The following is a 17,852-nucleotide window of genomic DNA, read 5'->3' as shown; positions in this document are numbered from 1 at the left end:
CATCATAGGTAGCAAAGCCGCCCTTGAACGCTTTGACCGGGCGGTTTTTCTGTTGTGCCACCTTGCGGGCAGACGCTGTCTGTCTGCAGACCTGTTGAGCCAAATTACTGGACAAGCCGAACCGGGCACGGATTTGGTGGTAGCACAGAGATTGGAGTTTGACTGCGTTAACTACCTTCTCGGGTGTGTTTTGGTTACCCAGTTCAACGCCTGGAGGAAAGCATCCAAGGTCGCATCCAATTTTGCGGCTTGCGACTCAGACACCTTGAGCTTGCAGGAAACGGTCAGGACTTGGGTCATGGCCTTGTTATATTGTATTGATATTGATTATTGTATTCTCCTCGGATTCTTCCCGGCCCTCGACCTGCGGGCAGAAGGCGGGGCTCCTGCGGCTTCTAGCTGAAGAGACGAGGTAGACTCATGCCTTGGGATCTGGGGCGGTTCTGGAACACACTCACCTACTATGAGGCCCTGCCTTTGGCGGAGGTGTGGCGTTGGGTTCAGAATGGGTTCCAGGCCGTGGAGGATGATTGTGTGCCACCTTCTCTTGCCGAGTCGGCTCCTATCCAGGTGGGGGTAGTGGGGGAAGGTTTGCCTGACGGGTTGGCGGAGGCGCTGCGGCAGCAGGGCGTGGAGGTGAGCCAGACACCAGATTGGGCGACGGCAACGGTGATCCTGGGTTTGGAGGATCCGCCAACAGCCAAGGCTTATCTGGAGCAATTGCGCAGCAGTGGGCAAACGGAGCGAATGCTGTTCGACTTTCGCCGGCCCAACCCAGATCTGAACCGGTTTTGGGGCATTTTGGACGATGTGGTCATGGGAGGGGTGAGCCAAAGCCAGTTGCAGTGGGGGGAGGGGCAGCTTCTGTTTACAGGGCAAGTTTCCACGGCCAACTTTGGGGGGTTTGTTTCCACGCGCACCCGCAATTGGCAGCCGCCGCTGGACTTGTCGGGGTTTGCCGGTCTGGAGCTGCGCCTGCGAGGGGATGGGCAGCGGTATAAGGTCTTACTGCGGGATCAAGGCGGCTGGGACAGCCCCGCCTACGGCTATGCGTTCGACACTGCGCCGGGAGAAGAGCAGACCGTTCAGATCCCCTTTGCGGAGATGGTTGCCACGTTCCGCGCCCGCCTTGTGCCTTCGGCTCCTGCGCTCAATACTCGCCAGATCTGCTCTCTGCAGGTGATGTTGAGCAAGTTTGAGGCGGATGGCCGCTTGAACCCCCGTTTCCGACCGGGGCCTTTTCAACTGGGCTTGCGCTGGATTGGGCTGTATCGTCGGGAGCCTCTGCCGCAATTGATCGGGGTGGCGCGGGGATCCCTTGCCCCGGAGTGGATAGCTGCCCTGCAGGGTAGCTCCAGCCGTTGGTGTGGGGTGGAAATTCCGGCGGAGATGGAGGGATCCGCTCTGGCAGCCCAGTTGCTGCGGCTGATGCGGTCGCCTCAAAATGTGGGCCGGGTGGAACGATGGGCGGCCTTCCATGCTTAGGTTCCCGGCCTGCTTGCCTTTCAAAGGATCCCTGGGATGGGCCTTGGGGATGGGTTTTTTGGCCGGGCTATGGCTCCTATGGGGGCAGGGGATCCCCTACCTGTTCGACTGGGATGAGCTGATCTACGCCAGCTTGGCGCGGCAGATGCTGGCCAGCGGGGATCCGCTCTCGTTGGCGATCAACGGGGAGCCCTTTTTTGAAAAGCCGCCCCTGTTTTTTTGGCTGCAGGCCCTGTCCATGGCTGTTTTGGGGATGAACGAATGGGCGGCGCGGTTGCCCAATGCCTGGGTGGGCGGGATCACAGTGGCGCTATTGGTGGGGTGGGGATCCCATCTGCGTGGGGTGGGGTTTGGCTGCCTGTGGGGGATCCTACTGCTGACGGGCTACCTGCCCTTGTTTTTTTACAAAACCGGCCTCATCGACCCGCTGTTGAATCTGGGGATGGGGGTGGGTCTGGGATCCCTGTTGGCCGCGGATCAGGCGCGTCGGGTGGGGTGCTCCGGTCGGGTTTGGAAGGCGGTGGGGGCGCTGGCTCTGGGCTTGGCAGTGTTGGCCAAAGGGCCGGTGGGGCTGGTGTTGCCCCTGGCTATCTGGATCCTCTACAAGCTCTGGCAACGGGATCCTCCCCTTCGATGGGGGGAGAGCCTGGTTTTCCTCAGCCTAGCTGTGGCTGTTCCCCTCACTTGGCTGGCGTTGGAGGGGGTGCAACGGGGGCCAGAATGGGTGGAAGAGTTTGGGCGCTACCAATGGCGCATCCTCACCAGCTCAGATGGGCATCCCGGCCCGGTTTATTTTCATCTGTTGGCCTTTGCCCTGGGGTGCTTTCCCTGGGGTTCTTTGGCTTTGGCCGAGATCCTGCAGCCCATCCCCAGGAGCGTGGGCTCGGTGGATTTGACTCGGCGGGCAGAATCTCTGCTGTTGGTGGCTTTTGGGGTGGTGCTGGCCCTGTTTTCGCTGCTGGTGCAAACCAAGCTGGTTCACTACACCTCGCTGCTGTACCCCATTGGGGCCTACTTTGCTGCCCTGCGCTTGCAGCGCCTGGTTGCTGAGAAAAGAGGGCCCAGTTTTTGGGAAAGTGCCTGGATCCTGCTCAGTGGCTTGTTTTGGCTGGCCCTGTGGCTGTTGCTGCCCTGGCTGGGATCCCAGGACCCCGCTGGGCTAGTCCAAGCATGGGTCTTTGCCGGCATCCCTGACGACTTTTCCAGCAGCTTGGTGCTGGGATACCTGCAGGCTGAGGTGGAGTGGCCGGTGTTGACCTACGTCCCCGCCGCGATCCTGCTGCTGGGAATTCTCCTTTGGAGTCGAGGACGGCGGCGGGCTTGGGGCTGGACAGTTTTGCTCTTGGCCACGGGACTGAGCGCCCAACTGGCCTGGTGCTGGGTCTTCCCCCGCCTGCTGCAACACACCCAGGGAGGAGCCGTCCACTTTTTCCGGCAGTTTGCCACTTCCGAAAACAACGCCCAGCCGGCTCTCTCTGGAACGGTGGGCCTGTACGGCTTTCGCTCTTTTGTACCCTATTTTTATGGCCCGCTGCAGGTTCCCTACGCCGCCAGCCCAGAAGAGCTGGCCGACTGGCAAGCCCAGGGGCAGGCGCCCGACTACCTGGTTACCTGGGATCCCTTTGTAGCTGAACTTACAGCTCCCGAGGGCGAGCAGGCAGCCATTCTGGGATCTTGGCGGGTCGTCGAGCGCCGCAGTCCCTTTTGGCTGTTGAAAAAAACCTCTTCTCCTCCCTAGGCCCCAGATGAGCCAGTACGTGCTGCGCATCAGCGATATTCCTGCCCAAGATCGTCCCCGCGAGCGGCTGCTCAGCCAAGGGGCAAGGCACCTCTCCCACGCCGAGCTGCTGGCCATCTTGCTCAACACTGGCCAGGGGCCAGGCAAGCTCTCGGCAGTCGGCCTCGCCCAGTTGCTCCTGAAAAAATTGGAAGCCCAAGGGGATCCCTTGGCCCAGTTGCGCCAGGTGGAAGCCGGAGAGCTGATCCAGATCGAAGGCATTGGCCCGGCCAAGGCAGCCACAGTGTTGGCCGCCATCGAGCTGGGACGACGGGTGTTTTTGAGTCGTCCGCCAGAACGCACGGTGATCGAGTCGCCGGAACAGGCAGCCATGGCCCTGAGCGGCGACCTGATGTGGGAGACCCAGGAGCATTTTGCCGTTTTGCACCTAGATATCAAGCACCGCCTCATTGGCCAGCAGATCGTAACCCGGGGGACAGCCACCGAAACCCTCACCCATCCGCGGGAAACCTTCCGCAGCGCCATCAAGCAAGGAGCCAGCCGCATCCTGGTGGCCCACAACCACCCTTCCGGCAGCTTGGATCCCAGCCCAGAAGACCTTGCCCTCACCCGGCAACTCTTGCAGGCGGGGCAGCTGCTGCAGATCCCGGTTTTGGACCACCTCATCTTGGGCGGCGGACAGTTCCTCAGCTTGCGCCAACGCACCACCCTTTGGCAGGAGTTTCCCCAGCCGGAGTAAGCCTCACCCTCTCCCAGAGGGAGAGGGGAGTAATGCAACGGAAATGTTTCATTCATTACTGTATTCGCCACCATTTATTCACCACCATTTGGGTTGACCACGCCCAAGGGATCCCTGTGTGTGGGCTCTCAAGAATTGGGCAGCGGCTCAAAGCGCATTCCCACCTTGAGCTGGCCGCCATTGACCAAGTCCCAAGCCGATTGTTCTTTTCTGCCGGGCAGCTGCGCCCGCCGGATCAACAGGGATCCCTCTCCTGTGGCTACGTAGATCCCTTCTCCCCTGGCCAATCCCACCACCTCGCCAGGGCTGCCTTGGGGGAGATCGCCAGGGGGTGGGTGCAACTGAGGAGAGGCAGAGCGGACAATTTTGATCCGCTGCCCCCTCAAACTGGTGAAACAGTCGGGAGAAAAGGCGCGGATTTGGTTGTGCAAGGCCTGGGCAGGGCGCTGCCAGTCGAGGTGAAAGTCTTGTTTTTTGAGCAAAGGGGCGTAGGTTGCCCGGGATCCATCCTGAGGAATAGGGGTGAGTTCCCCTTTCTCCAATTTCAAGAGCGTTTCCACCAAGAGTTCTGCCCCCAGTTGAGCCAGTTGGGGTGCCAATTCTAGGCTGGTTTGCTCTGGCCCAATGGGTAGCTTGGCCTGGAGCAGGATGGCCCCCGTATCCATTCCCTCATCCATGAGCATGGTGGTCACGCCGGTCTCGGTTTCGCCGTTGGCAATAGCCCACTGGATGGGGGCAGCGCCACGATAGGCGGGCAGGAGGGATCCATGCACATTCACACAGCCCAGCTTGGGCATCTGCAACACCGTCAGGGGCAAGATCTGGCCGTAGGCCACCACCACAAACACATCGGCAGCCAGCGCCTCCAGAGCCGCCAGCACTTGGGGATCCCGCCGCAGGCGGACAGGCTGCCACACCGGGATCCCGTGGGCTTGAGCCAACACTTTGGTAGCGGGCGGGAGCACCTTTTGCCCTCGCCCCTGGGGCCGATCCGGCTGACAGACCAATCCCACCACTTCAAAGGGGGATTGCGGCTGCAACAGGATCTGCAGCGAAGGCAGGGCAAACTCTGGCGTGCCGAAAAAAACAACCCGCATGGCCAACCCCAACGAGCACTGTCCTTCAGTCTAGGACGGCAGGAGAAGGGGGTGGCGGCTTATCCAGCGGAGAGATTTCTCTCTCTGAGATGGGGGATCGCCCGGTCAAGGGCACCTGCGGGGACTGCCAAAAGGCAGGCTGTTTGAGATCGAACTCTTGGCTCCAGGCCGGGAAAAAAGAGCCCAGTTTCTGCCCAGAAAGCCGCAGCCGTTGCAAAAAAGTCCATTCCAGACGGGTCAAGGCTCGCCGCAGAAAATCCCTAGCCCAATCCGGATCCGGGGCTTCTGCCGCCTGCAAGTTCACCTGCAGGAGGCCCAGTTTGGGATGGAAATGAACCCGTGCTTGGATCCCTTCCGGACGCAACAGGTAATTGAACACCTGCTGGATGGCCACCTCATCCCCCCGCTGAGCGCGATACAGAGGGCTGTTGGGGTTGGGCTGGGGCTGGTAGCGCCACTCGCAGTGCCATTCTGGGATCCCTTCATTGGCCAGAAAGCCAAACAGCTCCACCTGACGCTGCCTGTGGGTCAGCGCCATTTGCTCCAAGGCCGGCGAGAGGCTCTCCAGCAAAGCATTCGGCTCAGGCAAGGGATCCCCCTCTAGGCGCAGCAACAGGCGGTGGCCGGAAAGCCGCGCTTGTACCTGAAGATGGCCCAACCCCAGGGATCCCAGGGCTTTTTGCAGATCGGCCAAGATAGCGGGCAGAGGAGCCTGGACATCCAAAGAATCGCTCACCGACAAAAGATCTCCAACAAGCCCTAACCCAACCTAGCCAATTTCCAAGGTTGCTTGGATCCCTGGGATCGCCGGCCAAGATGGCCAGATCCATTCACCTCAGTTGCTAGACCCCCAGGATCAGGCGAGCTGCAGCGAACTGAGTTAACCTCAGCAACGGCTACAGCCCATAGAAATCCGGCCCGGATCCCTCGTAGCTGGGGTTGACCCGCAAGTTTAAGTGGGGACAGATGATCTCGCAGGTGCGGCACTGGATGCAGTTTTCCAAAGACATGGCATGGGAGCGGATCCCATGTTGGTCGCGGATGTGGTGTACCTCTGCTGTGCAGTCGGCCACGCAGGGGGTGGGGCGATTCAGCTTGTCGTAGGTGGCGATGCACCGGCGGCAGGTTTCGGCGTCGAACTCCAGGATGTGACGGTTACCCTCGGGGTAGCGGGGATCCGCAAAAAAAACCGCATCGGGCCGCGAGAAATAGCCCGGTCGAGCGGCCAATTCCTGGGGGGCCAGGGCTGTGGGGGCCACAAAATCCGCCTGAATGGCGGCGTGGGGGGCCACATAGCCTCGCGGGGGTGGCTCGCTGGGGCTGACCCGCCCGGTGAGCAGGGTGTAGGCGCGCAGAGTTTCTCGTCCGCGGCGAACGGGATCCTGTAAACCCCAGCGCAGGGATCCCAGCCAGGGATGGCCGGCATCGACGCTGCGGCACACCTGAGGCAAGTATTCTTCCAGCAAGCGGGAGTTCTCCAGAAAAGCCTCGCGGAAATAGCGACTGCGGTAGAGGTTTTGCCCCACCGCACTTTCCATCACCGCCCTTTGGTAGTCGGCCTGGATGCGCAGATCCCCTTTCAAGAAGCCATCGTGAATGAGGCCCGCCGCCAGATAGCCGGTTTCCATGGCATTATCCACCCCGGCCAAGCTGCCCACATCCAACACCCCCAGCGCATCCCCCAACAGCAGGGCTCCCTCAACGCCAAACCGGGTGGGCAGGCTGTGGTAGCCCCCTTCGGGAATCACGGCAGCCCCATATTTGAGCAACCTGCCGCCAGCAATTAGGGACTGGATCCAGGGGTGAGCTTTGAACTCCTGCAGACGCTGCTGGGGGTTAAGGTTGGGGTTCTTGCTGTCGAGGCCGATGATCAGACCTAAGGCCAGGCGATTGTCTTTGAGGCCATAGACAAAGCCCCCGCTGAAGCTGCCATCCAAAACCGGGTAGCCCAAGGTATGCCACACCTGCCCCTGCAGGGACTGGGGGATCTGCCACACCTCTTTGACCCCCACCGACCACAATTGCGGGTTGGGGCGCAGTTGAAACTTCTCGATGAGATCTTTGGAAATGAAGCCTTTGTCGCCAAAGCAGGTGAGTTCGGCAAAGATACAGTCTTCGTACACTTGGCCAGAATCGCTCGCCCGCACCCCAATCACCCGCTCCCCCTCGTAGAGGATTTCATGGGCGGCAAAGCCGGGGAACACATCGAGGGTAACATTTGGGATCCCTTTGGCTTTTTCCTGCAGGGTTTCGGCCAGCCAACGGATGACGTGGCTGAGGGTGAGAATGAACTGCCCCTGCTTGCGAAATCCCGGCGGGATCACCGCTTCCGGCAGATCCCAGCGCTGTTGGGATCCCAGCACGCTCAAGTGATTGGCTTCCACCCGGCCTTCGTGGGGAAATCCTTGGCTTTCAAAATCGGGGAAGAGCTTGGCGATCACTTGGAGGTTGCAGATGGCGCCACTGACGATGTGACCGCCGAATTGGCGGGCTTTTTCCAAAATGGCAATAGAGATTTTCAGCCCAGAGAGCTTGGCCAGATCCAAAAGGCGGTGGGCCAAGATCAAGTTGGAGGAGCTTCCCCCCACCAAAAGAAGGTCGTAGCGGATGGCTTCACTCATAGTCCCCCACACGGTAGCTCTGGATACCCTGCCTGTATCCTAAAAAGGGGAAGGGGAAAGGGGGCAAAACTTTAGACCTTCTCAAGCCTCTGGTTGAGCCGCCAGCAAAATGATTGTCATTGGCTTAATGTCGGGCACCTCTGTAGACGGGATCGATGTAGCCATCGTCCGCATCGAGGGCGACGATTCCCTACAGTGGGAGTTGATACATTTCCAAACAATCCCCTATTCCCCGACGCTGCGGGCAGAGATTTTGCGGGCTGCGAATCCCAAAACCGGCACGGTAGATCACATCTGCACCTTGAACTTTCGCTTGGGTCGAGCTTTTGCGGCAGCGGCCTTGCAAGGGATCCAGGCGGCCCATCTTACCCCCCAACAGATCGATCTCATCGGCAGCCATGGCCAAACCCTTTGGCATAACCCCAGTGGGCCAGAAGCTTCGACTTTGCAAATCGGTGAAGCTGCGGTGATTGCCGAGCTGACCGGGATCCCGGTGGTGAGCAATTTTCGGGCGCGGGACATGGCGGCAGGAGGTCAAGGCGCACCTTTGGTAGCTTTTGTGGATTGGCTGCTGTTGAGGCATCCCCACCTTCATCGTGTGGCCCAAAACATCGGCGGCATTGCCAACCTCACCTATCTCCCCAGCCTCTGCAGTGGGGGATCCCCCTTGGCCTTCGACACTGGCCCCGGCAACATTTTGATCGATCTGGCGGTGATGCGGGCCAGCCAAGGACAACAAGCCTTTGATCGCGACGGAAAATGGGCTGCCCAAGGCCAGATCCACTGGGAAAAAATTACAGAATGGATGCGGGATCCCTATTTTCAAAAGGCACCGCCCAAAACCACTGGCCGAGAGTATTTTGGATCCCTTTATTTAGAGCGAATTTGGCCCCAATTTATATCCGCCCACGACTGTATTGCCACCCTCACGGGGTTCACAGCCTGCTCCATTGCCCAAGCCTATAGGGACTTTTTACCTAGGATCCCAGATCAAGTTATCCTCAGCGGTGGCGGCACCCAAAACCCTGTCCTTATGCGACTGCTGCAGGAGCAACTGCCGACCACAACCCTGTTGACTTCCGACCAAGTGGGGATCCCTTCTAAGGCCAAAGAGGCCCTTGCCTTCGCGGTATTGGCCTATAAAACCTGGCAAGGTAAGACCAACAATTTACCGGAAGCAACTGGGGCAAGACATGCTGCCATCTTGGGCCAAATCACACCCTCTTGTCGTAACCAGTCCTAACTCATCTGTATCGTTATCTCCAACAAGCTTGAGCTATTCCTCATACTCCCGAGGAAAGAGAAATGTCCGGAATTGCGGCGGAGCCTCTGCCGAATCCAGATCTCGCTAGGATGTCACGCAAGGCTGAGAAAAGCGATAAAGTTACCTTGCCAAGATCTATAAATCAAAAGCCCTAGTTCTTATGAAGGATCGTCCTCTGCCTCCACTTCTGCTGGCAATCATGATTTTTAATTTCTTCATTCTCTTTGGCTGTAGTGTTGTCCGGCATCACCTGTTTCAGTCTGGAGGATATGATCTTGGCATCTTCGACCAATCCATCTATCTAATCAGTCGGGGAGAGGTTCCGTTTTCGACCATTCGAGGGATCCACATCTTGGGAGACCACGCAGCCTTTATTCTCTATCCCATCAGCTTTTTGTACCGCATTGTCCCCTCGGTCTATTGGCTGTTTGGGCTCCAATCCCTGGCGTTAACCTTGGGAGCATTGGCTATTTATCACCTTGCACTTCAGGCCAAGGTCGATCCTAGCCAAGTGATGGTGATTGCCACAGCCTATCTTCTCTATCCGGCCATTTTTAACGCCAACCTTTTTGATTTTCATCCAGAGGTTTTGGCCGTTCCCCTTTTCTTGGCGGCTGTGCTCTGCATTCGCTCTGGAAAATTGTGGGGATTCCTTCTCTGTTTGAGCGGCATCCTCGGCTGTAAAGCAGTGTTGTCTCTCAATGTTGTCGCCCTGGGAGCCTGGCTGTTGCTTTGGGAAAGAGGACGAATTCAAGAACGCTGGCAATGGCGATGCCAAGTGGGGGGCTGGACGGCAATTGCAGCAGGATCAGCTTGGTTTGGGATAGCCACTTTTGGGGTCATTCCTCACTTCAGCGGCAGCGAGCCGGCAGCCGTTTCTCATTACGACTATCTAGGGAATTCTGTTGCGGAAATTGTTCAAGGTTTAATCTTGAGACCGATGTTGGTTTTGAGCAAAGTCTTCTCTCTGGACACCCTGTTTTATGGATTTTTATTGGTTGCGCCTTTGGCTTGGGGTCTCTCTTGGCGACACTGGGATCCCTGGATCCCTGCCCTGCCTACCCTGGGTTTGAATATACTCTCCAGCAACCCCGCCTATCGAGATCTGGTGCATCAGTACGCTTTGCCTATCGTTCCTTTCTTGTTCTTAGCTGTCATCGAGAATGTGAAAAATCACCTCTTCCAGAGCCATTTTATAAAAGATGGAAAACTGCCCCTGATCTGGTCTTCGCTGGCCTTTTTGGCCTTGGGGAAATACACCTTTTTCGGCTCGATTTATCTCAGCTCCCTGGACACTTGGCAGGCAACCCGACAGGCTCTTGCCCAGATCACCACCCAAGGGGGCGTCCTCACCACCCACGAGATCAGCCCTCACCTCACCCAGCGACCTGTAATCTACTTTACAGACGAGGGCCGCTTCAATGGATCCCCGCCTTCTCAATGGGATCCCTTTGATTATGTCTTGCTCAACAGCCGCCATCCGGGGTGGCGCAGCAGCCCAGAGTTCTCCCAGACCCTGATTGCCGCTTTACAAAACGAAACCTCATTTCGACTTCTCTACCATCGCGATGGGGTGTATCTGTTCTCCAGGCTACGAGAAAGATCCTGACAGGCAGCCGCAGCAATGCCCTGCCTCATCGCAACAAATCGTTAAAAAAAATTGTTACGTCGATCTAAAGAAATTCTCCAAATCGGCAAGGCTTAACCTGGGCTTGGTCTCTCCTTAACTTCCAGCCACTAGTTTTGTAGTGCCTATCCTTATGCGTGAAAACAGTCACGCGGGGAATAGATGTTTTTTGTAAAACATCTAGCTTCTAGAAGACCGACAAGACAAGAGAAGAGGAGAACCAAAGTGAATAGCAATCCGCATGGCCCCCGGCTCCGTCATGGGGACGAGCCTCTGTGCAATCATTCGCCCAACCCTACCTTCAGCAGCATTCTGGAAACCCGCCTGCAGCGGCGCCAAGTGCTGCAGGGCGGCATTGCGGCGGCAGTGGCCACCTTTTTCGGCCTGCCGGCGCTAAACGGCGCTTCCAAATCTGCCAAAGCGGCCAGCGGCAGCTCCTTGCTGGGCTTCAAGGCGATCCCCGTGAGTGCAGAAGACAAAGTGGTGGTGCCCGAAGGCTACACGGCTCGACCGCTGCTGGCCTGGGGTACCCCCATCACCGGCACCTACCCACAGTTCAAGCTGGAAAACACCGGCGCCGAGCAAGGGATGCAGGTGGGCAGCCACCACGACGGCATGCACTTCTTCCCCATTGATGGGAAGGATCCCTGGCAGGGCCGCTCTGATGAGGGCTTGTTGGTGTTCAACCACGAGTATGTGGAGCCGCGCTTCATGCACGCTGCCGCCAAGGGGCAAAAGTTTGACGACGAGGACTATCCGGTCAATCCCGACGGCAGCCGCGATCCCGATCAAGTACTCAAAGAGCTGAACGCCCACGGGGTGAGCATTGTCCACATCAAGCAGCAGGGGGACGGCAACTGGACTGTGGTGCGGGATCGCCTCAACCGCCGCATTACCGGCCTCACCCTCATGGAGATCCACGGGCCTGTGCGGGGATCCGACTTCGTGAAAACCAAGTTCAGCCCTGAAGGCACAATGACCCGGGGTACTTTGAACAACTGCGCCCACGGCGTCACTCCCTGGAATACCTACCTCACCTGTGAGGAGAACTGGGCGGGCTACTTTAGCAACACCAGCAAAGGCCCCGACCAAAAGCCCAACCTGCCCCGGGAGCACAAGCGCTACGGCGTGAGCACCGAGACTTCTCGCTACGGCTGGGAGCTGGCCAGCAACAAGGCGGACGAGTTCATCCGCTTCAATGCCACCCCCACCGCTGCGGATGCCACCCAAGACTACCGCAATGAGCCCAACACCTTTGGCTGGGTGGTGGAGATCGATCCTTTTGATCCCAGCAGCACTCCCAAGAAGCGCACCGCTCTGGGCCGCTTCGCCCACGAAGGCGTGGTGTTTCAGCCGCCGGTGGAAGGCCAGCCGATTGTGGCCTATATGGGGGACGATGCCCGCTTTGAGTACATCTACAAGTACGTCTCTGCCGAGCCCTACCGCAAGGAAACGGCGGGTGGACATCTGTTGGACAATGGCACCCTGTATGTGGCCAAGTTCAACGAAGATGGCACAGGGGAGTGGCTGCCGCTGGTGTTTGGGAAAAACGGTCTAACCCCGGAAAACGGCTTCACCAGCCAAGCAGATGTGTTGGTGAATACCCGCACGGCGGCGGATTTTGTCGGTGCTACTAAAATGGACCGGCCTGAGTGGGGAGCGGTGGATCCGCAAACCCGCATGGTCTACTTCACCCTGACCAACAACAGCCGTCGGGAACAAGACCAGGTGAACGCTGCCAACCCCCGTCCCAAAAACAAGTGGGGCCACATCATCCGCTGGAAGGAAGCCAACGACCGGCCTCAAGCCACCCGTTTCGAGTGGGATCTCTTTGTCTTGGCCGGGCCGCCGGAAGATAGCCGCACCCTATCAGGTCAACCCCTCAATGCAGATAACATCTTCAACTCTCCCGATGGTCTGTGGTTCGATGCCAGCCGTCGCCTCTGGATCCAGACCGACACCAGCGAAAGCAATCTCAACCAAGGGGATTTTGCTCCTTTTGGCAATAACCAAATGTTGGCTGCCGATCCGGATACAGGGGAAATTCGCCGCTTCTTGACCGGGCCGATTGGGCAGGAGATCACCGGTGTGGTCACCACTCCCGATCAGCGCACCATGTTCATCAACGTGCAGCACCCAGGCGCCAGCACCAGCGAGGACGACTTTGCTGCCGGCAAGGTCAATTCCCGCTGGCCAGACTACGACCCCAATCTCTACCCCCGCTCGGCGGTGGTGGTGATCACCAAAAATGACGGCGGGATCATCGGTACCTAGTTGTCTCTGAGGCCGTCAGCCCATAAAACCCAGCGGCAGGGATCCCTTCTCTCTGCCGCTTTCTTGCACTTAACCCAGCAAGGCTGATCCCTGCAGGGTCAGGAATCTGGAGCTATCTCTCAAGTACCAATTCTCCCTCTGGGAGACGAGCCGGGGGTGAGGGAAATTAATCCCACAGGTTCAAATCCGTCACTGCTCCCAGGCTGCTGCTGGAGACCAGCTTGGCGTACTTGGCTAGGGTGCCCCGTTTGTAGCGAGGCTCAGGAGGAGACCAGCGGGCGCGGCGGCGGGCCAGCTCTTCTTCGCTCACATGCAAGTGCAACTGGCGAGCCGGGGCATTAATGGTGATGAGATCCCCTTCCTCCACCAGGGCAATCGTGCCCCCCACATAGGCTTCGGGAGCCACATGGCCCACTACCATGCCGTAGGTGCCGCCGGAGAAGCGGCCATCGGTGATCAGGCCAACGCTATCCCCCAAGCCGGCGCCGATGATGGCCGAAGTGGGCGAGAGCATCTCCCGCATGCCGGGGCCACCTTTGGGGCCTTCGTAGCGGATGACCACCACATCCCCTGCTCGGATCTGGCCGGAGAGGATGGCCTGCAGGCAGGACTCCTCTGAATCGAAGACCCGCGCCGGCCCGGTAATTTTCGGGTTCTTGACGCCGGTAATCTTGGCTACTGCTCCTTCGGGAGCCAGATTCCCCTTGAGGATGGCCAGATGCCCTTGGGGATACAGGGGGCTGTGCCAAGGGCGGATCACCTCCTGATCCGGGCTAGGCTCGTCCGGCACATCCCGCAGGACTTCGACGATGGTCTGGCCGGAGATGGTGAGGCAGTCCCCGTGCAGCAGGCCGTGGTTGAGCAGCATTTTCATCACCTGGGGGATCCCGCCGGCCCGGTGCAGGTCGGTGGCCACAAACCGCCCTGAAGGCTTGAGATCGCAGAGGACAGGCACGCGAGCACGAATGGTCTCGAAATCCTCTAGGGTGAGGGGCACTTCTGCCGCATGGGCAATGGCCAGAAAGTGGAGCACGGCGTTGGTGGATCCCCCTACGGCCATGATCACCGAGATGGCATTTTCAATGCTTTTACGGGTGATGATGTCGCGGGGGCGGAGGTTGGCTTTGATGGCCTCTGCCAAGACCTTGGCCGATTGGGCGGCACTTTCGGCTTTCTCTTCGTCTTCTGCAGCCATGGTGGAGGAGTAGGGCAGGCTCATCCCCATGGCCTCAAACGCGCTGGACATGGTGTTGGCCGTGTACATGCCGCCGCAGGATCCGGCACCGGGACAGGCATGGCGCTCCACCGCCAGCAGCTCTTCCTCGGAGATGCGCCCGGCACTGAACTCCCCTACGGCTTCAAAAGCGCTGACGATGGTGAGGTCGCGGCCATTGTAGTGACCCGGCTTGATGGTGCCGCCGTAGACGAAGATCGAGGGCACATTGAGGCGGGCCATGGCAATCATCGCCCCCGGCATATTCTTGTCGCAGCCGCCGATGGCCAAGAGGCCATCCATGCTCTGGCCGTTGACCACCGTCTCGATGGAATCGGCAATCACTTCCCGCGACACCAGGGAGTATTTCATCCCCTCCGTGCCCATGGAAATGCCATCGCTGATGGTGATGGTGCCGAACACCTGGGGCATACAGCCCGCTGCCTTCAGAGCCGCCTCCGCCCGCTCCGCCAGAGTTTGGATCCCGATGTTGCAGGGGGTGAGGGTGCTGTGGGCGTTGGCAATGCCGACGATGGGCTTGCCGAAGTCTTCGTCGCGAAAGCCTACGGCCCTGAGCATGGCGCGGTTGGGGGAGCGCTGTACTCCCTGGGTAACCACTTGGCTGCGCAGTGGGAGCGGAGAATTGGCCATCATTGCCAGAGGGAATCGAGAGGAAGTGGGCAAGGAAGAAAACGGCTAGAACTCATCCTACCGCCTCTCTTCGGGGGAACACTAGCTCTGCCGGCAAGAGGGATCCAAACCAAATCTGAAGCAACTCTGTAAGTTGTCTGCACCTGCGCCAGGAATCGGCCAGCCTACCTAATAGAAGGGATCCCAGGTTCCAATCGCGTTAGCGAGACCGAGTCAAGACATGGGGGCCAGGGATCCTGGGTGTTGGTGTTTCCCCTTCGTGTTGGCGAAGCCTCGTATGGTTCTCAGCTCTCCTCTCCCCTCGCCTGCAGTGCCCAGCAGTGCCGACCGCGTTAGCGGGACGGAGTCCTCACGGGAGATGTTGCGGGATGTGCTCACCCTCTCCCGTCATGTTTTACAGCAGTTTGGCAGTTTTACGGCAGAGGCCCAAGACTTCAGCGCCCTGATGAACCGCATTGCCCTGGCCGGCAAGATGATTGCCCGGCGGCTGAGTCAGGCAGGACTGATCGAAGGGGCGCTGGGGGTTACCGGCAGCCTCAATGTCCAAGGGGAAGAACAGCAACAGATGGATGACTATGCCAACCGGGCCTTCATTCGCGCTTTGGAGCAAACGGGCCTGGTGTGTCGGCTGGTCTCGGAAGAGATGAAAACCCCGGCTCGCCTGCCGGAAAACTGCTCCCTCAGCCGCCTGGCCCTGATGATCGATCCCCTGGATGGATCCTCCAACATTGACGCCAACCTCAGCGTCGGCTCCATCTTCTCCGTCCTTCACCCTCTTGAGGATCGCCCGGAAGCGGACAACCAAGACCTGCTGCAACCGGGCCGTCGCCAACTGGCTGCGGGATATATTCTCTACGGCCCCAGCACCCAATTGGTCTATTCCGTCGGCAAGGGGGTACACGGTTTTACGTTGGATCCCAGCTTGGGGGAATTTATCCTCTCCCGCAGCGACATCCGCATTCCTGAACGCGGCTCCGTCTACAGCCTCAACGAGGGCTATTTTTGCCAGTGGAGCGAAGGGATCCAGAACTATGTCCGGTATGTTCACCGCCGCGATGGCTACATCTCCCGTTACAGCGGCGCTCTGGTGGCGGATTTTCACCGCATTCTCCTGCAGGGCGGAGTTTACCTCTATCCCGGCACCCAGAAAAAACCGGAGGGCAAGCTGCGCCTGATGTACGAGGCCAACCCCCTGGCTTTTCTGGCCGAGCAGGCGGGCGGGGCGGCCACCACTGGCACCGAGGCCATCCTGGATATCGTCCCCCAATCTCTCCACCAACGGGTGCCCCTTATCATCGGCAGCCGCGAGAACGTGGAAGAAGTGCTGCGCTGCCTAGAGGGTTCTCTGGTGCCCTAGGTTCTTCCCAATCCTTCTCTTTGAGCCAAGCTGGCCTATGGTAACCCTGGCAGAAAACCCCCTTCGCGTTGGTCTCAACCAAGAACGCACCCCGGATCCCTGCATTGTGGTGCAGTTTGGCGCTTCTGGGGATCTGGCCGCCCGCAAGCTGCTCCCGGCCTACTACCGGCTGTTTGGGCAGCGGCGGCTGCCGCCGGAGTTTACTTTGGTGGGGGTGGCCCGCCGCGATTGGACTCACGAGGTTTATCGGGAAAAGATGCGGGCTGCCGTGCAGGAGTTTGCCCCCCAGGACTTGGGGCCGGAGGCCCTCTGGCAGGACTTCGCCAGCCGCCTGTTCTATTGCCGCCTCGATATCGGAGATGCTGAGAGCTATCTGCGCCTAAAGCAGCTGCTCAGCCAGCTGGACGAAGAGCGGGGCACCCGCGGCAACCGAGTGTTCTATCTGGCGGTGGCGCCGGACTTCTATGCCCAGGCCATCCAACAGCTGGGGGCAGCCGGTATGGTGGCCGATCCGACCAAAACGCGGGTGGTGATCGAAAAGCCCTTTGGCCACGACCTCACCTCGGCCCAGGAACTCAACCGCCTTGTGCAGCGAATTTGCCAGGAAGAGCAGATCTACCGCATTGATCACTACTTGGGCAAAGAGACGGTGCAAAACCTGCTGGTCTTCCGCTTTGCCAACGCCATTTTCGAGCCTCTCTGGAACCGCAACTACATCGACCATGTGCAGATCACCGTGGCGGAGACGGTGGGGGTGGAGGATCGGGCCGGCTACTACGACACTGCCGGCGCCCTGCGAGACATGGTGCAAAACCACCTAATGCAGATCTATTGCCTGACGGCCATGGAGCCACCTGTCTCACTGCGCAGCGATGGGGTGCGCAACGAAAAGACCAAGGTGCTGCAGGCCACCCGCCTAGCGGATCCCCGCAATGTGGCAGCCGCAGCGGTGCGGGCGCAGTACGGCCCTGGCTGGATTGCCGGCAAGCCGGTGCTGGGCTATCGGCAGGAGCCCAATGTCAATCCCCAGTCCAAAACCCCCACCTACGTCGCTCTGAAACTGGAGTGTGATACTTGGCGGTGGAAGGGGGTGCCCTTCTACTTGCGCACTGGGAAACGCCTGCCCAAGAAGGTTTCGGAGGTGGCCATTCACTTTAAGCAGGTGCCCCTTTCCCTGTTCCAATCGGCAGCTCGGGAGGTGAGTCCCAACATCCTGGTGCTGCGCATCCAACCCAATGAGGGCATCTCGTTGCGCTTTGAGGCCAAGATGCCGGGGCCAGAGATCCGCACCCGCTCGGTGGACATGGATTTCCGCTATGGGACGGCTTTTGGAGCGAGTACACCGGATGCTTACGATCGCCTGCTCCTGGATTGTCTGTTGGGAGATCCAACGCTGTTTACCCGTGCCGATGAGGTTGAAGCGGCCTGGCGGGTGGTGACGCCGGTGTTATCGGCCTGGGAATCGGAGCCCGGCAGCGGCAATGGCGGCGGTGCTGCACCGCCTCTGTTCACCTATGAGGCCGGCACTTGGGGGCCAAAGGCTGCCGAAGATCTGCTCACCCAATCGGGGCGGCGGTGGCGGCGCCTCTGATTTGGCTGCTCTCGGCTGGTAAACCATGGCCTATCCACCTCTGTGTAAGCCGGGGCACCCTCAGCAACAGGCAGAAGAGCATGAGCAGCTCAAGAGCCCTTTCAAATGGCCGCTGCAGAAGAGCATGACTCTAGTCAATAATAAGCTCAACTATACTGAAAATAATGTATAATATGTTCAGTACGGATTACTACC

General features: G+C 59.1%; 12 protein-coding genes and 1 pseudogene. 8 read left to right on the top strand and 5 right to left on the bottom strand.

All coding sequences use genetic code 11. From position 1 onward, the window contains the following. Nucleotides 1-300, bottom strand: a pseudogene (locus tag NW842_RS12670) (RNA-guided endonuclease TnpB family protein); the annotation flags it as partial. Between the two features lie 120 nt (nt 301-420). On the opposite strand from NW842_RS12670, the gene NW842_RS12665 reads away from it, so the two are divergent. Genes NW842_RS12665 through radC form a run of 3 tightly spaced genes read left to right on the top strand, consistent with a single transcriptional unit; the run spans nt 421 to nt 3,962 of the window. Further along, on the top strand, nt 421-1,485 hold the full coding sequence (locus tag NW842_RS12665; RefSeq protein WP_414375214.1) for a CIA30 family protein: 1,065 nt from the start codon (nt 421-423) through the stop codon (nt 1,483-1,485). Continuing rightward, nucleotides 1,478-3,223 carry an ArnT family glycosyltransferase gene (locus NW842_RS12660; protein WP_414418165.1) on the top strand — a complete coding sequence of 582 codons (1,746 nt, stop codon included), beginning with the start codon at nt 1,478-1,480 and terminating at the stop codon, nt 3,221-3,223. The genes NW842_RS12665 and NW842_RS12660 overlap by 8 nt, the downstream gene beginning before the upstream one ends. A 7-nt stretch (nt 3,224-3,230) precedes the next feature. Beyond that, a complete protein-coding gene (gene radC, locus NW842_RS12655; protein WP_414418164.1) occupies nt 3,231-3,962 on the top strand; it encodes a RadC family protein in 732 nt (243 codons plus the stop codon). 128 nt (nt 3,963-4,090) lie between these two features. Here the strand turns inward: radC and fmt are convergent, their stop codons facing one another. From fmt to NW842_RS12640, 3 genes are all read right to left on the bottom strand, one after another. After that, nucleotides 4,091-5,059 (bottom strand): methionyl-tRNA formyltransferase, encoded by a 969-nt coding sequence (gene fmt, locus NW842_RS12650; protein WP_414418163.1) that lies wholly within the window; start codon nt 5,057-5,059, stop codon nt 4,091-4,093. A 25-nt stretch (nt 5,060-5,084) separates the two neighbouring features. Continuing rightward, nucleotides 5,085-5,795: a hypothetical protein gene (locus NW842_RS12645; protein ID WP_414418162.1), complete on the bottom strand. Its 711-nt coding sequence runs from the start codon at nt 5,793-5,795 to the stop codon at nt 5,085-5,087. Nucleotides 5,796-5,955: 160 nt separating this feature from the next. After that, nucleotides 5,956-7,680 carry an electron transfer flavoprotein gene (locus NW842_RS12640; protein ID WP_414418161.1) on the bottom strand — a complete coding sequence of 575 codons (1,725 nt, stop codon included), beginning with the start codon at nt 7,678-7,680 and terminating at the stop codon, nt 5,956-5,958. A gap of 109 nt (nt 7,681-7,789) precedes the next feature. On the opposite strand from NW842_RS12640, the gene NW842_RS12635 reads away from it, so the two are divergent. The 3 genes from NW842_RS12635 to NW842_RS12625 all read left to right on the top strand — a co-directional run bounded on the left by NW842_RS12635 (nt 7,790) and on the right by NW842_RS12625 (nt 12,845). Next, nucleotides 7,790-8,923 (top strand): anhydro-N-acetylmuramic acid kinase, encoded by a 1,134-nt coding sequence (locus tag NW842_RS12635; RefSeq protein ID WP_414418160.1) that lies wholly within the window; start codon nt 7,790-7,792, stop codon nt 8,921-8,923. A gap of 181 nt (nt 8,924-9,104) precedes the next feature. Continuing rightward, nucleotides 9,105-10,553: a DUF2079 domain-containing protein gene (locus NW842_RS12630; protein ID WP_414418159.1), complete on the top strand. Its 1,449-nt coding sequence runs from the start codon at nt 9,105-9,107 to the stop codon at nt 10,551-10,553. 243 nt (nt 10,554-10,796) lie between these two features. Beyond that, on the top strand, nt 10,797-12,845 hold the full coding sequence (locus NW842_RS12625; protein ID WP_414418158.1) for a PhoX family protein: 2,049 nt from the start codon (nt 10,797-10,799) through the stop codon (nt 12,843-12,845). A 166-nt stretch (nt 12,846-13,011) separates the two neighbouring features. Here the strand turns inward: NW842_RS12625 and ilvD are convergent, their stop codons facing one another. Then, a complete protein-coding gene (ilvD, locus tag NW842_RS12620; protein ID WP_414418166.1) occupies nt 13,012-14,709 on the bottom strand; it encodes a dihydroxy-acid dehydratase in 1,698 nt (565 codons plus the stop codon). Nucleotides 14,710-15,067: 358 nt separating this feature from the next. Here ilvD and fbp point away from each other — a divergent pair, with 358 nt between their 5' ends. Together fbp and zwf are read left to right on the top strand one after the other, a co-directional pair. Further along, a complete protein-coding gene (gene fbp / locus NW842_RS12615; protein ID WP_011433573.1) occupies nt 15,068-16,066 on the top strand; it encodes a class 1 fructose-bisphosphatase in 999 nt (332 codons plus the stop codon). 37 nt (nt 16,067-16,103) lie between these two features. After that, nucleotides 16,104-17,657, top strand: a complete 1,554-nt coding sequence (gene zwf / locus NW842_RS12610) for a glucose-6-phosphate dehydrogenase (RefSeq protein WP_011433572.1) — start codon at nt 16,104-16,106, stop codon at nt 17,655-17,657. Nucleotides 17,658-17,852: the final 195 nt, after the last annotated feature.

The sequence above is a fragment of the Synechococcus sp. R55.4 genome (assembly GCF_047461935.1).
Lineage (GTDB): Bacteria > Cyanobacteriota > Cyanobacteriia > Thermostichales > Thermostichaceae > Thermostichus.
Note: the sequence above shows the minus strand (reverse complement) of the source record. Positions and strands in the feature narration are given on the sequence as shown.